Consider the following 16,427-nt stretch of genomic DNA (forward strand, 5'->3'; position numbering starts at 1 on the left):
TAGAAGTTTATAAAATGTGGAAAAAATACACAATCTTTGTTGTGGAACATCTAAAACTAAATTATGATGAGAGTATTTAGTAATTCGACAAAATTCACTCTTATTTGAAAGAGGAGGCTTTACATTGGAGAAATATAAAAAGAAGTTTGTTTCTAATATGAAAGAGAAATATGACGAGATGATAGCAGCAAATGAGAGTATAACAGAGATGGAATTATATAAGTTTTTACATACGTTTAAAGGTACTGCTGGGACAGTTGGATATAAAGTATCCGCTGATAAAGCGGAAGAGTTGCTGATGAAGATGGATTTAGAAAGCGAAAGAACCCTAACAAATGAAGAAACAACTCAATTATTAAATAGTGTGATGGAGGAAATTCTCGAAGCGGCTGTTGAGAACAAAGGTAAGGATGAAGAAGCAAATGTTCAGAAGATGATTATGCTTATCAACCAAAATCCGATGACGTTAATTGAGCGGAAAGCTCAGCTTGAGAAGGAAGGATACATCGTCTTTGCAGCGATGGACCTTAAAAAGGCGCAAACGGCCTTATACGATATGCACCCTGACTGTATTATTGTAGATTATCTTTTAATCAAAACAGACAAATCAGGAATTGCCAAAGAAGTTAGAGAAAAAGCAGAGCTACAGTTTACTCCGTTAATTATGACAGATACAGAAAATTCGATATCTAATCGTATCGACGGTTATCGATTTGGAGCAGATGACTTTTTTGATGTAGATATAACCTTAGAGGAATATTTATTAAGGGTTAATGGGAAAATTTCCAAAAGAAAAAACATTGTTCATTCTGTATTAACAGACGAATTGACGGGTGCCTACAATCGGAAATTTCTTGATAGCCAACTGAATTATATGCGCTATGACCTTGTCCGAAATGGGGAAAAAGCTTCATTAGCCATTTTTGATATAGACCATTTTAAATCTATTAACGACCGTTTCGGTCACTTAATTGGGGATCAGGTGCTAAGAAAATTATCAAAATTTATTATGGATGAAAAAAGACGTACTGATACATTGATTCGATACGGTGGTGAAGAATTTGTCTTGATTTTACCTGATACAACATCTATTCAGGCTGATAAATTTCTTCAACGTTTATTAAGTGGATTTCGTTCAAAAGTATTTCGGGTTAAAGAAGAAAGATTCTCTGTTACATTCTCTGGCGGGATCGTTGACATTGATGGTTCTTCTTCCAACAAAAAGCTATTAAATCAAGCGGATGAAGCGCTGTATCGAGCAAAGGCAAACGGGCGAAATCAAATGGTTATTTATGAAAGTGATTTAACTAATACAAAGCCTATTAAGACGATTCGAATTGCTGTTGTTGATGATGACGAAATTATCAGAACATTACTCACTTCTCAACTTCAACAGCTTCAACCAGAAGGAAATTATGAAATTGAAGTGAAAAGCTATCGTGAAGGAGAAAGTTTCTTTGAAGATAGCTGGCACAAAGCCGGTTCTTCTTGTCTTGTTCTACTTGATGGCATTATGCCAAGAATGGATGGGATTGAGGTATTGCGCAAGTTACGTAAGGAGAGTAGTCAAAACCAATACACTGTTATGATGCTGACGGGTCGTAAAGCAGAAAAAGATATAGTTAAAGCTTTAGAGCTTGGTGCCGATGATTATATTACAAAGCCATTTAGCATGGGCGAATTAGAAGCTAGAATTAGAAGGTTAATTCAAAAAATGCTATAAGAGAAAGATTGAGGCGAATGTAGATATGAGTGCAGTTTTTATTATTTTTCAAGTGTTTGTAATTCTTTTTATTGCTTTAACGGCCCTATTCCTCTTCCTTGTAGGTCAGAAAGTTCGATCTAACCGGTTCGAACAGAAGAAAGCAGATTGGAAAGTTTACTACTTAGAGCACATGAGCCCGTATATGCAAGGCTACGGAGAACTCCAGTTACCGAAAGAACCTTATATGATTGAAGCTTTTGAGGATGTTCTGACCCGCTACTATTCTCTAATGAAAGGGGATAACGATACCTCACGCAGAATTGAAGAACTTGCTGAGACAACCCTTGAAGATTATTACAAGAAAAGATTACTTCATAACCGATGGAGTATACGAATGAATACCCTCCATCGGATTGAGAAGTTTCGTATGATCACGCTAGTTGAGCAATGTGTCAGTCTTTATAAAGAAAAACGCACGAGTGAACTGGAGTCTATTCAGGTATTACGCATACTTGCGAATCTACAGGATGAGCGCATCTATACGATTCTATTAAATGAGGAAAAAGAATATCCTACCTTTTATTATTTGGACTTGTTTGGAAGATTAGATGAAGATCTATTAGACCGCTTTATTGGAACAATAGAAGAGTTTCCACAATGGATTCAGTTGTCGCTTATTGAAGCCATGGGGGATAGTGCAGAATACAAGTATTTGCCCACAATTGAATCTTTCATAGACTCTAAAGACACAGAATTTCGAATACGTGCTCTTAAATCTCTTGTTAAGTACGGGTATATTACAAATGCGAACAAAATCAAACCCTCTTTGCACGCGTCAAGCTGGCAAGAGAGAATGATGGCTGCTAGATTGGTCAAGCCATTAAAGGATAGTCGCTTCTTAGATGATCTGTTAATCCTTCTTACTGATGAAAACTGGTGGGTTAGAACTACTGCTGCCGAGTCTATTATTGTGCAGCAGAACGGCGGGGCAATCTTAGAAGATGTTGCCGCTACTCATGTCGATCGGTTTGCGCGTGATGCAGCGAAGGAATGGCTGCTTAGAAAGGGGAGAAACAGTGTCTATCGCTAGTATTTTTTCAACATTACTTCTTATATTTACAATTTTTGTGGCAATCTATATGGTTGGAATTATCATTTTCTATTTCATCCTTTTTCTTATTTCTTCTGTTCAACTTCGCAAAGAATATAAGCTCGATCAATTTGAGCCATATGAGGAGTTAGCTCAATCCTCCTTTACGAGACCTGTATCTATTCTTGTTCCTGCATACAACGAGGAAGCTGGAATTGTGCCAAGCGTTCGTTCACTCCTTAGTATCAATTATCCTGAGTACGAAGTAGTAGTGATTAATGATGGGTCTAAAGATAAAACATTAGAATCTGTTATTGAATCATTTGAAATGGTAAAGGTTGAGAAAGTGATTCGCAAACAGATTAAGTCTAGTGAAATTATTTCTGTCTATCAATCTACTATTTATGAGAACTTATACGCAATTGACAAAGTGAATGGCGGAAAAGCAGATGCTCTCAATGCAGGAATAAACGTTGCTCATTATCCATACTTCTGCTCTCTGGATGGCGATTCTATTATCGAACGAGATGCTTTTGCTAAAGTAATGAAACCGATTATTGATTCTAAAGAAGAAATTGTAGCAGTAGGAGGGAGCGTAAGAATAGCTAACGGTTGTACAATTGAACGTGGAGAAGTCATGAAGGTTGCCCTTTCTAAAAGTCCTCTCGTTGTCATGCAGGTTATTGAGTACTTCCGAGCGTTCCTTATGGGGAGAATTGGCCTTTCAAAACATAATCTCTTATTAATTATCTCTGGAGCGTTTGGCGTCTTCCATCGCGAGAGTGTTGTTAAGGTAAACGGCTATCGAACGGACACCGTTGGAGAAGATATGGACCTAGTAGTCAGGCTTCATAAATTAATCAAAGAAGAAAAATCAGGGAAGAGAATTGTTTATGTTCCTGATCCTGTTTGCTGGACTGAAGCACCGGAATCTACGAAGATTTTAAGGAGACAAAGGAGTAGATGGCATAGAGGTCTTTTTGAGAGCCTTTGGCATAACAAGAAAATGCTAGGAAACCCTAAGTACGGTCTTGTTGGTACTGTTTCAATGCCATACTTCTTAATTGTCGAATTTCTAGGGCCTGTCATTGAATTACTTGGGTATATTATTATGGTTATTTCACCATTTGTTGGTGGTATTTATACTTCCTTTGCTGTGCTTCTGTTCTTGCTCGCAGTCATCTATGGTTCTCTCTTATCGATGAGTGCAGTGCTACTAGAAGAATGGAGCTTAAGACGATATACAAGAGTACAAGATTTAGTACGGTTGTATTTCTATTCTCTTTCTGAAGCGTTCTGGTTTCGGCCATTGACCGTGTTTTGGAGAGTCGAAGGTATTATTCAGCTGATTCGTGGAAACACAAGCTGGGGTGAAATGAGCAGAAAAGGGGTTTCAAAATAAGTGCGTAGTATAAAGCGAACAACAATTATTAGTTTTGTAGTGGGGTTACTAGCTTTAGGACTTATTCTAATGTTTCCTGTTCTTTATTGGTATATGGAGGATGAGACTAGGAAAGATGTATTTATTATTGATAAAACTATCCCTGATGAAACCTATCGTGAACACAAAGGTCTAACATGGGTTATGAATCACGAGAAGTGGGTGAAAGGGGATGGGACTCCTTACTCAGAAGTAGAGGATTATACAGGATTCCGACCAGAAGATGAAGAAGACTATACGATTGATTCCTTCCCCGAAACACTTGTAGGACAGGACTTAATTTATCTTGCTGATTCATATGGAGTATACGAAGAAGAATGGTTTGGGAAGGCGTCTGAGGGTGATCGGTCAGATATAATCTACGGAGGAATGAAGCAAGAAGAAGTTAGTTTGATATCTGAAGCTGTACAGCAGGGATCTACATTTGTTGCGGAGTTTAATGCATTTGGTAGCCCGACTGATGATAAGGCGAGAGAGGGTCTATATTCTATTCTGAATCTGGAGTGGTCCGGGTGGATCGGTCGTTATTTCGATGACCTATCAGCAGATGGTGAAGTTCCAGGATGGGCTATTAGTAACTATGAAAAACAGAATGAAGAAGAATGGGATTTTTCGGATCAAGGATTAATTTTTGTGAATGAAGATGATTCGATCATTGTTATTGAAAAAGATGAGGTTGGAAATGATACCGTACAATTCTCATTCAATGACCAAGGTAAGAAATGGTTTGAAGATTCCTTAGTAAAGGACTCTATGTCTTATCATTACTGGTTTGATATTGTGGAGCCAATCAACGAAGAAGAGGTTCTTGCAAATTATACATTAGATGTTACTCAAGAAGCAGAAGATTTGTTGGTGGAAACTGGAATTCCGCTTTCTTTTCCCGCTGTTATGAAGCATAACCAATCTTACTATTTTGCAGGAGATTTCGCAGATCGCGATACAGATTCGAATTTCTATCAGTATAAATGGCTTCCTTCTATTAATCGTTTATTGTTGAGTGGAGATGATGAAAGTCTCGAATCGTTTTATTGGAAAATATACACCCCTATGATGGAGACTGTGCTTGAAAACTTAAAAAATATTGAAACAAAACAGGAAGCTAAAAGTTTAGATATTCAATCAATCGAAGGTATCCAGGTGGCAGGTAAAGTTGGAAAAGACAAAATTCAGGTGTTTCAAGATGGTGAATGGGCCGATCTCATTATTAAAGGTGTAAATATGGGTATTGCAAAACCAGGTTATTTTCCTGGTGAGGCAGCTATTACGAAATCAGAGTATAAAAGATGGTTTAATCAAATTGCTGAGATGAATGCAAATGCAGTTCGTGTCTACACAATTCACCCACCAGCTTTCTACGAAGCCTTGTTAGAACATAACCAAGAAGCTGACACACCGTTATACATATTCCATGGTGTATGGGTAGAAGAAGAACCGCTTATTGAAACTCAAGATGCATATGCTAATGAGAACGTTCAACTGCTTAAGAAAGCAATGGAGGATACGGTCGACCTAATACATGGTAATGCAACGATTAAGGAGAAAGTTGGTCATGCAAACGGGCGTTACACAGCTGATGTTTCACCATATGTACTTGGATGGGTTCTCGGTATCGAATGGGATCCGAAAGTTGTTGTTTCAACGAACGAGAAGAATAATGATATGGAGCAATATGATGGAGACTATCTTAATACAAAAGAAGCGAGCCCTTTTGAGATATGGATAGCGAAGATGATGGATGACACGATTGGATATGAAATGGAGAAGTACAATTGGCAAAGGCCAGTTAGCTTTACAAACTGGGTGACAACCGACTTACTTGAGCATCCAGCAGAACCATCGGAAGAAGAAGATTTAGTTTCAGTGGATCCGAATGTGATTGATTTGAAGGATAATTATTATGCGGGTCAATTTGCTTCTTATCATATTTATCCTTACTATCCGGATTTTTTGAACTATGAAGAGGAGTATGTGAATTATATTGACCAGAACGGTGAGAAAAACAACTATGCCGGTTATTTAAATGCACTTAGAAAAGTTCACACTATGCCAGTTCTTGTAGCCGAATTTGGTGTTCCAGCCTCCCGAGGTATGACTCATCGGAACGTATATGGAATGAATCAGGGCGGAAATTCCGAAGAAGAGCAAGGACTAACGGATGCGAAGCTATTTGAAAACATTGTTTCTGAAGACTATGCAGGAGGATTAGTGTTTTCTTGGCAAGATGAGTGGTTTAAACGAACGTGGAATACGATGGATTACGATAACTCGGATCGTCGTCCTTTTTGGTCAAATGACCAGACAAATGAACAACAGTTTGGGTTATTAAGTTTTGATCCAGGTGAGAAGCAAAAGATTAAAGTTGATGGAAAAGTGAAGGATTGGAATGAGGCGGGGATTAAGCCTTTATTTGAATCAAATAATAAAGATCAGAACTTACAAAACTTCTACATGACAAGTGATGAGAAATATATCTACTTCCGACTAGATTATCAAGAGATGTCCGAAGAACAATTGAAAAAGGATAAAACATTATTATTATTTGATACGATCAGTGGTCAGGGGAGTAAACAGGTTGAAGATGACCCTGAAATAAACGCATCGTCTGGAATTGATTTTATACTTAACCTTGCCGGGAAAGATCAATCAAGACTTAGCGTTCATAGCTACTATGACTCGTTTTACTACCAGTATGGTGAGGATCTTGGTTTAATCGAGAAAAAGAATTATGCGAGCAAAAAGGATAATGATGTTTTTCACCCTATTCGACTAGCCCTGAATAAACAATTAACAATTCCAAGCACAAAACAAATACTTCCATTTGAAGATTATGAAACGGGTCGTCTGACCTATGGAAATGCTAATCCAGACAGTGAAAACTTTAATTCACTTTCAGATTTTATCGTAAAAAACAATTCTATTGAAATTCGATTACCATGGGCTTTATTTAATATTAAAGATCCAAGTGATAAGGAAATGATGGGCGATATGTGGAATGGCGGACTTACTAGCTCGAAGAAAACAGATGGTTTTAAAGTAGGAGTGGTGATGTATGAGGGGGATTCAAAAGGTTCGGATTTGTCGATCTCATCTATTACTGAATCAATGCCATCTATAGATAACGGGAACCTGTCAGTTAATCAATTCTACAAATTCACATGGGACAAATGGAATGAACCTGACTATCATGAAAGATTAAAACAATCGTACTATATTATGCAAGATGAGTTTAGCCGATATAAGTAGTAGAGGGAATTTCCCTCTACTCTCTTTAATATGAAGGTATTATTAAAGGGTGTTCGTGATTTAATCTTATTAATCAATATTACAAGAAATGGGTGAATGGTTTGACTCCTCGATTATTAATAGCAGAAGATGAAGAGATTCTAAGAATGTTAATCGTTGATACACTTGAAGATGATGGGTATGACATCGATGAGGCTGAAGATGGGGCGGAAGCATACAATTTTATTCAAGATAATGACTATGATTTAGTATTACTTGATTACATGATGCCTGAGATGACTGGCCTTGAAGTTATCAAAAAAGTTCGCTCTGAAGGGAACATGGATGTCAAAATCATGATGCTAACGGCAAAAGCGCAAAAGAAAGATGAAGAGATTGCAAGAGAAGCTGGGGCGAATTATTTTATTTCAAAACCGTTTAGTCCTGTTGAGCTTGCGAGCGTCGTAGAGGATATCCTTGGTGAATAGAAGATGGAAAAGTAGTTTATCACGTCAATTTGTCTGGTTTATGAGCGGGTTTTTGTTATTGATTTTAATAGTAGCCGTAGGATTGGGCCTCTATAGTCAGTCGATTGAAAAAAAGTATGAGGAAAAAGTTGTTAACCTTCGAGAAAAGCAGCAGTACGCTGTTGAACTAGAAGATAGTTTGAATGATATGTTTTTTGAAGCACGAGGCTATCTAGGCTTTCGTTTGGATGAGCCGTTTCTCAACAATTACAAAGCCAAAAAGAATTCGATCGTCGATAAAATCAATCAGCTAGAGCCGAAATTGGAGAGTCCTGAAGAGGAAGAATATCTCACATATCTTCAAGATAAATTAATAAATTATTATAACCTTTTTGAAGAAGCGAAAAGTCAGGTAGCTAGTGATAATACAACAGGATTACAAATCTTATCTCAAAATCAAGGGGGCAGCAATCTCGTTTACAATTTAAGAGATCAAACGAGAAATTTAGTCTCTGACGTTGACAACGAAATAACCGCAACTGAGAAGAATTTAATTGATCGTTTAGCAAACTTACAAATTCTATTTGTTCTTTTTGTAGTGTTCCTGCTCTTAATAGCTACCATTCTTGCTGGGATAATGGCTCGCCGTATTGGAAAACCGCTGCAAGAGCTCGCTTTGGCCTCAAGTCAAATGTCCTCTGGTGAAAATGTAGCTGTACCACATGTTAGAAGATCAGATGAACTTGGAGAGCTTGCTAGATCATTTAATTTAATGATTACTAATATTCAACAAAACGAAAAAGCACTCATTGCATCAAATGAAACGTTGTTGGAGCAAAGCGAAGAACTTCAAAGTAGTAAAAATACCCTTGAAGAAAATGTGAAAGTAATGAACGTTCAGAAGCAAGTATTAGAACATCGTAATGAATTAAACCGTTCACTTGCTTCAACGCTAAATAAGAATGAGTTATTACAAAGTATTATTACGAACATGATTCATATCTTAAGTTCAGATAAAGGGATTATTGTGATGCTGAATCAAGGGAAAGATTATGCGTCGTTAGGCATCAGCCAGGAGAAGGTACATCAGTGGATTGATCATCTTACGGATGGACCCGGAATAAAAGCAGTTCAACAAAAGCGATATCACATTGTACAAAGACCAGCCTCAGTTGGAGAAGCAGGGTATCATGGTGATGAAGTTCTCTCAAATGATCTGTATATCCCTGTAGTTTCAAGTAATGAAGTAGTAGCTTTATTGTGCATTACTAGAACTGGGGTAGAATACAAGCCTGAAGAAGTATCGGAAATCAATGGTTTATCACGTCAAATTTCTCTTGCTTTAGATAAAATCCTATTATACGAAACAACAGAGAATGAACGACAGGTGAATAGAGAAATATTGAACACGATTCGAGAAGGAATTCTACTTGTAGACAGGGAAGGAACGACGCGTGCTGTTAATGATCAAATGTGTACAATGTTGGATGCCTGTTTTCCTGATGGCGTAGATGAAAAAACATTTGCTGAGTGGAGTTCGAAATTTCTTCTGCAAGTTGATTTAGATGATCGCGATGCAGTAAAGTCTTACGTGCATGACGTCATTGTGGGTGTTAAACCTAAGCAAAGTGAATTAATCTATCAAACAAATACAGAACCAGCGCTCTTTATTCAAATGTATTATGAGCATTTATATAATGGTGATAAATTCATTGGTTCGATTTTTGTTCACCGCGATATTACTCGTGAACATGAGGTAGATGAAATGAAAAATGAATTCGTTAGTACAGTTAGTCATGAACTTAGAACACCGCTTTCAAGTGTTCTTGGTTTTACAGAGCTTATGCTTTCAAAAGAGCTAAAACCTGAAAAGCAAAAGAAATATTTAAGCACGATTTATAAAGAAGCGAAGCGGTTAACCTCGCTGATTAATGACTTTCTTGATATACAGCGGATGGAAGCTGGAAAGCAAAATTATGACAAAACAAGAGTGAATTTGAAAGAAATTATTGAAGAAGTGCTCGATAACTATCGCGTTCATTCTCAGCTTCATTCTTTTATGATTGAAGACACAACAGATGAACATGAGATTATTGGCGATGCAGATAAGATCAAACAGGTCATCAATAATTTCATTAGCAATGCGGTAAAGTATTCTCCAGAAGGTGGGGCAATACTAACGCGATTCAGAGTAGGAGAAGGTCAGCTTTATGTGGATATTGAGGATGAGGGACTCGGAATCCCACAAGACTCTCTAGCTAAACTCTTTACGAAGTTTTATCGTGTTGATAATTCAGATCGACGCCAAATTGGTGGAACTGGGCTTGGGCTTGCTATATCAAAAGAGATTTTGTTAGCGCATGATGGTGATGTTGAAGTTACTTCTGAGCTTGGGAAAGGAAGTACATTCACACTTGTTTTTCCTCTAATAAGAGAAAGGTTGCCAATAGAACCGAAATCAGGGGAATTGGAGGATTCAGGCGTATTGATTGTAGAGGACGATGATAGCCTTGCCCTTTTATTAATGGAGGAAATTACAGAAAGTGGATTTACGGCCCATCATTGCCGCAGTGGTGAAGCCGCGATCAAAATGCTTGAGACAATGACTCCTAAAGGAATTGTGCTAGATATAATGTTAGATGGCCGCATGAGCGGATGGGATGTTTTGAAAGCCGTGAAGGAATCAGAGCGTACGAAAGATATTCCAATCTTTGTATCTACAGTAAGTGAGGAGAAGCAGCGAGGTTTTGAGTTAGGGGCAAATGACTACCTTATTAAGCCTTATCCCCCTCAAAATCTTACAAAATCATTGATTAAATCTATCGTAAACAAGAATAATAACGGTAAGATACTAGTTCCGGATTATTCGATTGAAGATATAGAAAAAGGCTTATCCGAATAATCGGATAAGCCTTTTGTTCTAAATTAATTTCGTTGTCCAATCTTCACAGTTCCATACATCTGTTGCAATGTCTTGATAGAATTCAGGTTCATGGGAGATCAGAATGATGCTACCCTTGTATTCGTTTAAAGCACGTTTCAATTCAGCTTTCGCTTCTACATCAAGATGGTTTGTTGGCTCATCAAATACGAGCAAGTTTGATTCTGTGTTCATCAATTTACAAAGTCTAAGTTTCGCTTTCTCGCCGCCGCTAAGAACGTCGACCCTGCTCTCAATATGCTTCGTTGTTAGGCCGCATTTGGATAAGGCAGCTCGAATTTGAGCCTGGCTGTAGTGGGGAAACTCTCTCCACATCTCTTCAATACAAGTGTTAGATGTTCTTGTCTTAATTTCTTGTTCAAAATAACCAGTATAAAGGTAGTCACCGAGCTCAACTGAACCTTCAATCGGCTTAATTTCCCCAAGTATACTGCGAAGAAGTGTCGTTTTACCAATCCCATTTGCACCCATAAGGGATATTTTTTGCCCTCTTTCCATTGAAAGATTTAATGGACGGGATAGTGGTTCATCGTACCCAATAACAAGATCTTTTGTTTCAAAGATGAGTTTGCCAGAAGCCCGAGCTTGCTTAAAATGAAATTCTGGTTTTGGCTTTTCTTTGGCGATCTCAATTACATCCATCTTATCAAGCTTCTTTTGTCTCGACATCGCCATGTTACGCGTTGCAACTCTTGCTTTGTTTCTCGCAACAAAATCCTTCAATTGAGAGATCTCCTGCTGCTGCTTTTTAAACGCTGCTTCAACTTGTTGTTTTTTCACTTCATATACAGATAAGAAGTTATCATAGTCACCTACGTATCTTGTTAGCTCTTGATTTTCCATGTGATAAATCAAGTTGATTACGCTATTTAAGAAAGGAATATCGTGAGAAATGAGTATAAACGCGTTCTCATATTCTTGTAAGTAACGCCTGAGCCATACGATGTGCTGCTCATCAAGAAAGTTTGTCGGTTCATCGAGAAGGAGAATATCAGGCTTCTCGAGAAGAAGTTTAGCAAGAAGGACCTTTGTTCTTTGACCACCACTTAAATCTTGTACATCTTTTTCAAGTCCGATTTCATCTAGTCCAAGCCCACGTGCAATTTCTTCTACCTTTGCATCAATTACGTAGAAATCATTGTTAGCGAGCATATCTTGCATTGTTCCTGTTTCTTCTAACAATTTTTCTAGCTCTTCTGGAGAAGCTTCCCCCATTTTCGCAAACAGCTCGTTCATTTCAGCTTCGTAATCAAATAAATACTGAAAAGCGCCTTTAAGGGCGTCACGAATCGTCATGCCTCGTTCAAGAACAGTGTGCTGATCGAGATAGCCGACTCTTACATTTTTCGACCATTCAACTGTTCCTTCATCTGGTTCTAACTTTCCAGTAATAATATTCATAAATGTCGACTTACCTTCGCCGTTAGCACCAACAAGTCCAATATGTTCGCCTTTTAGAAGACGAAATGATACATCATCAAAAATAGCACGGTCACCGAATCCGTGTGTTAGGTTTTTCACGGTTAATATACTCATAGGAAAACACCCTTTATTTATGGTTTAACAATCCTCATTGATTATATCGGACTATGGGCTGGGATGAAAGTAAGGAAGATGAGAAAACGATGGGAATTTTCGTAAAAAGCAGCCGTATAGTAAGAAAGACACAATATAAGGCGTGATGAGGCATTTGACCTATGATAAATAAAGGAACATTTACATCGTGTTTCATTTAGCTTAATAGTGTACGTTTACACTAGAGGGGCTTCATAAAACGGAGCTTTTATTTTAAAGGGGAGGGAATATGAATGAATACCACACGTCGTAGGGTTTATGGAACGGTTGCTTTTATGTTAGTTGTGTCGTTTATTATGATGTATTTCACGATTACACCATCTTTTGCTGATGGATCTGGAAATTCATTATCACCTTTTTCAGTTAATCAGGGAATAGCAAATCAAGGTAATACAGGGTCAGTTGAAGGGTATATTGTTGGAAAGCCAGTCTCAACTTCCTCCGTAACTACGTCTGACTTTTCGGATGACTATGCGATCGCGATTGCCGATCAAGTGAATGAAACAAATGTAAATGAAATGCTTTTCGTCCAGGTTCCATCAACTTTCAGAAATGATTTTGGATTGCAAAGTAATCCTAGTTTACTAGGTGAAGCTGTTGTGGTCAGTGGAAGCCTAACAGATTATTTCGCTCATACAGGAGTGAAGAGTGTTTCCAATATGGAATTAAGTGATGGTGAAGGAAGTGGGGATCCTAACGACCCAGGTGATGGAGAACCATCCCCTTACGATGATACATACTATAGCTCGGCTGTTGGTAAAACCGGTAGTGCCTTAAAATCTGAGCTGCATCTTATCATCGATGATCACAATGAGCTAACTTACAGTGAAGTTTGGGATGCCCTACGCGTGACGGATGAAGACCCAGCGAACCCGAACAATGTACTTCTCCTTTATAGTGGCAGATCTCAAAGCAAATATGAGAATGGTGGTAACGTTGACGACTGGAATCGTGAACACGTTTGGGCGAAGTCTCACGGGGATTTTGGGACATCTATGGGGCCAGGAACAGATATTCATCATTTACGCCCAACTGATGTAACAGTCAATAGCTCACGTGGTAATCTTGATTTTGATAACGGTGGATCGCCTCAATCAGAAGCACCCGGTAACTATTATGATAGTGATTCTTGGGAGCCTCGTGACAGTGTGAAAGGTGATGTAGCACGAATGATTTTCTACATGGCTGTTCGTTACGAAGGGGACAGTGGTGAAGTGGACCTTGAAGTAAATAATCTTGTAAACAATGGTTCATCACCATATATTGGGAAAGTTTCTGTATTAAAGGCATGGAATGAAATGGATCCCGTGGATTCTTTTGAAGAAAATCGAAACAATGTTATTTATGATCAGTACCAACATAATCGCAATCCGTTTATTGATCATCCAGAATGGGTGGAAGCGATCTGGTAGCAAGAAAAGAGCACCTGCCCTTAGGTAGGTGCTTTTTTCTATAAATTTCGCATTAAACGTTTTGCGATCTGTTCATAATGATCCTTAGTAATCCCTGGCGCAAATTCTTCTGGAAGATCATCTAGATTAGGAATAGGAGCTCCTTCTGGTGCCCCCTCAATCACCATTAGTTTTTCACCATTTTCCGGGTTAGTCCCTTTCCATATTTGTTTAATACCTAAGTAATCGCTATCACTCCAAGTATAAAGAACGTTGTTTAATCCTTGTTCTTCAAATTTTCGAGCATAGTCAAATTTGGAGTTATCAAGGCTCGGAATCGGAAGCATTTTTGTTAAGTCTGTACCTGTCGCGATCTCGATCGCTTTTGCGTATGCAAGTACATGAGTTCCACCACGTACGAGTAAGTAGCCAATCATTTCTCGGGCTGTAGGATGATCGGTCATTTCATAGACGCGCATCTTATGCGTTCTTGCACCAACCTCCAGAAAAAAATTATGGAGTAGGTCAAGCACTAGATTGCCGCTACTGAAGACGTAATCTCCGCGCCAGGAGTTGCCCATTCCATCTGCAGCAAGAGCTGTTTGTGCTGTAGCGACAAACTGAGCTGTATTTCGTACGTCTTTACCATTTTGTAATGGAGTTAAATCAGGTGGCGCTTGAAAAGAACTTCCTGTGGTCAACAAGTTGATCGAGGTTGTTACTAATTCCACATGTCCAAATTCTTCTGCAGTAATACTGGCAACAAGGTCATAAAAAGGCTTCAACTTTTTTTTCTCACGAAAGCTAAACGACTGGAACATGTAGTTATTTAGTGTAGACAATTCTCCAAAGCGTCCTCCAAGTAAATCCTGTACGGCAGCAGCTGCGTTTGCATCCCCATGATCTGGTATCGGAAGCTCAATTAACTGCTTATTGATTCGCTTAAACATGCGATCCCCCCCTTTAATTAGGAAATACCCAGACAATTTGTTGAATGCGAACAAAAAAAGGGGTTTCGTTCACTTGTAAAACAATATGATCTGGCATCACGGATTCGAGCATTCCTTGGAGTGAGCCATTTGTTGTTTGGACTGTAATCAATCTCCCTTCAATTGATATCAGTGTTTGATAGACGTAGGGATCTACAGAACTGATTAATTGGGGTTGTTGACTCAAATTCTCTCATCCTCTCAAAAATGTCCTTTAGCAATATTAATTTACGCACTGTATAGGTTGTCATAGTCGATAAGAATGAAATGAACCCAAATGAGTGATGACCCATAGTCTGTAAAAAGGAGGGGGAAGAGATAAGTGAAGCAGAAGCTGATGGTGACGTATCGTGATGGAATGAGAGAGAAGAACTGTGTATTAGGAAGGAAATATACATTAACACATTCCGATATAACTGGAGAATTGTTTTTAACGATTGGAAAAGAATATGCCTTTGATCGCATTTCTTCCATAAGAGATGAGGTGCTTGGAAGCTTTCGAAATGATTGTGGACTCTATTTTTACGTATATGTCTTAATTGACGATCCTACAGAAGAGGGGAGGTCGAGTATAAGAAATCGTATATTTCGAGAAGAGTTACCTGGAGCCTTATCGGCTATAAGAGTAGGAGATGAACACTTATATCAAGCATATCCAGAACTAGATAATTTACCTATTTGGGTTTACTTTGATTCAAATGAAGCACACTGGGAAGCTTACGAGTACTATGGATCACTTAGAGAATATAGAAACAGCCAGCATAAGTAGGCTGGCTGCTTCTTTCATTTAAATTAATCATGAGAATGAGAGTAACTTTTGTGAGAGTTTACCTTATGGGTTAGTTGTCCATAAACCTGCTGTTTTAATGAATACACGTTTGTTCATTTTTAGTTGAGCAACGATAAACTCAGCCATATCTTCTGGTTGAAGCATATTCTCTTGATTTCCATCTGTTAGGTTATTTTCTACTGCTAGATCCGTAGAAACGGTACTTGGTGTTAGCGCACTTACACGGATATCATGCTTGCGAACTTCTTGAGCTAGTGATTCCGTTAGACCCATAAGTCCGAACTTAGAAGCACTATAGGCGCTAGTAACTGGTGCACCTTTTTGTCCTGCTGTAGAAGAAATATTAATAATATCTCCTGATTTACGTTCAATCATATCTGGCAGTACAGCACGTGTTACATAGTAAGCGCCTAGCAAATTCACTTGAATGATCTTTTCCCACTCTGTAACTTCGAGATCCATGAAGCCACCCATTTTAGCGATACCTGCATTATTAATAAGAATGTCTACTTCGCCAAGTTCTTCTTTCAATTTAGCTACAGCTGTTGTTACTTCCTCATTAGAGGAAACATCTGCAATAGCGAAGGAAGTTTTCACACCTTCTGCTTCGATTTCTTTCGCTACGTTCTGAAGTGTCTCTTCTGTACGGGCAATCATTGCGATATTTACGCCTTCTTTTGCAAGAGCAATTGCCGATGCTCGACCAATTCCTCGAGCTGCACCTGTAATTAATGCTGTTTTTCCTTTAAGAGCTACCATGTTGTTTCCTCCCTCGTTAACTTTAAGTTCCAACGTTTATTCTATAGGGTTAGC

Annotated in this window: 12 protein-coding genes; 8 read left to right on the top strand and 4 right to left on the bottom strand. The window is 38.4% G+C overall.

Annotation, left to right across the window (positions count from 1 at the left end):
• The first annotated feature begins 124 nt into the window (after positions 1 to 124).
• The 6 genes from AC0VYJ_RS02300 (at position 125) to AC0VYJ_RS02325 (ending at position 10,830) form a co-directional block, all read left to right on the top strand.
• Positions 125 to 1,723: a GGDEF domain-containing response regulator gene (locus AC0VYJ_RS02300; RefSeq protein WP_475366422.1), complete on the top strand. Its 1,599-nt coding sequence runs from the start codon at positions 125 to 127 to the stop codon at positions 1,721 to 1,723.
• Positions 1,724 to 1,748: 25 nt separating this feature from the next.
• A complete protein-coding gene (locus tag AC0VYJ_RS02305) occupies positions 1,749 to 2,795 on the top strand; it encodes a HEAT repeat domain-containing protein (RefSeq protein WP_475366423.1) in 1,047 nt (348 codons plus the stop codon).
• A gap of 49 nt (positions 2,796 to 2,844) precedes the next feature.
• The gene (locus AC0VYJ_RS02310; RefSeq protein ID WP_475367445.1) at positions 2,845 to 4,197 is read left to right on the top strand and encodes a glycosyltransferase family 2 protein; all 1,353 of its coding nucleotides are present in this window, start codon (positions 2,845 to 2,847) and stop codon (positions 4,195 to 4,197) included.
• A complete protein-coding gene (locus tag AC0VYJ_RS02315) occupies positions 4,198 to 7,482 on the top strand; it encodes a hypothetical protein (RefSeq protein WP_475366424.1) in 3,285 nt (1,094 codons plus the stop codon). It abuts the gene before it with no gap.
• Positions 7,483 to 7,583: 101 nt separating this feature from the next.
• A complete protein-coding gene (locus AC0VYJ_RS02320; RefSeq protein WP_430241595.1) occupies positions 7,584 to 7,949 on the top strand; it encodes a response regulator transcription factor in 366 nt (121 codons plus the stop codon).
• Positions 7,942 to 10,830 carry an ATP-binding protein gene (locus AC0VYJ_RS02325; RefSeq protein ID WP_475366425.1) on the top strand — a complete coding sequence of 963 codons (2,889 nt, stop codon included), beginning with the start codon at positions 7,942 to 7,944 and terminating at the stop codon, positions 10,828 to 10,830. Before AC0VYJ_RS02320 ends, AC0VYJ_RS02325 begins: the two co-directional genes overlap by 8 nt.
• An 18-nt stretch (positions 10,831 to 10,848) precedes the next feature.
• Here the strand turns inward: AC0VYJ_RS02325 and AC0VYJ_RS02330 are convergent, their stop codons facing one another.
• Complete coding sequence (locus AC0VYJ_RS02330; RefSeq protein WP_303533822.1) at positions 10,849 to 12,405, bottom strand: ABC-F family ATP-binding cassette domain-containing protein; 1,557 nt, start codon at positions 12,403 to 12,405, stop codon at positions 10,849 to 10,851.
• A 272-nt stretch (positions 12,406 to 12,677) separates the two neighbouring features.
• Between AC0VYJ_RS02330 and AC0VYJ_RS02335 the strand changes: the two genes are divergently transcribed.
• The gene (locus AC0VYJ_RS02335) at positions 12,678 to 13,856 is read left to right on the top strand and encodes an endonuclease (RefSeq protein ID WP_475366426.1); all 1,179 of its coding nucleotides are present in this window, start codon (positions 12,678 to 12,680) and stop codon (positions 13,854 to 13,856) included.
• A 38-nt stretch (positions 13,857 to 13,894) separates the two neighbouring features.
• Here AC0VYJ_RS02335 and AC0VYJ_RS02340 read toward each other — a convergent pair whose 3' ends face one another.
• Both AC0VYJ_RS02340 and AC0VYJ_RS02345 read right to left on the bottom strand, forming a co-directional pair.
• Positions 13,895 to 14,785, bottom strand: coding sequence for a manganese catalase family protein (locus AC0VYJ_RS02340; RefSeq protein ID WP_475366427.1), 891 nt, complete (start codon positions 14,783 to 14,785; stop codon positions 13,895 to 13,897).
• A 13-nt stretch (positions 14,786 to 14,798) separates the two neighbouring features.
• Complete coding sequence (locus tag AC0VYJ_RS02345) at positions 14,799 to 15,011, bottom strand: YuzF family protein (RefSeq protein ID WP_242057324.1); 213 nt, start codon at positions 15,009 to 15,011, stop codon at positions 14,799 to 14,801.
• Between the two features lie 135 nt (positions 15,012 to 15,146).
• On the opposite strand from AC0VYJ_RS02345, the gene AC0VYJ_RS02350 reads away from it, so the two are divergent.
• Complete coding sequence (locus tag AC0VYJ_RS02350; protein ID WP_475366428.1) at positions 15,147 to 15,593, top strand: staygreen family protein; 447 nt, start codon at positions 15,147 to 15,149, stop codon at positions 15,591 to 15,593.
• Between the two features lie 63 nt (positions 15,594 to 15,656).
• Here AC0VYJ_RS02350 and AC0VYJ_RS02355 read toward each other — a convergent pair whose 3' ends face one another.
• Positions 15,657 to 16,373, bottom strand: a complete 717-nt coding sequence (locus AC0VYJ_RS02355) for a 3-ketoacyl-ACP reductase (RefSeq protein WP_475366429.1) — start codon at positions 16,371 to 16,373, stop codon at positions 15,657 to 15,659.
• Between the last annotated feature and the right edge of the window lie 54 nt (positions 16,374 to 16,427).

The sequence above is a fragment of the Anaerobacillus sp. 63XJN7_5_ISO-PGPR-S23-430 genome, assembly GCF_056173695.1.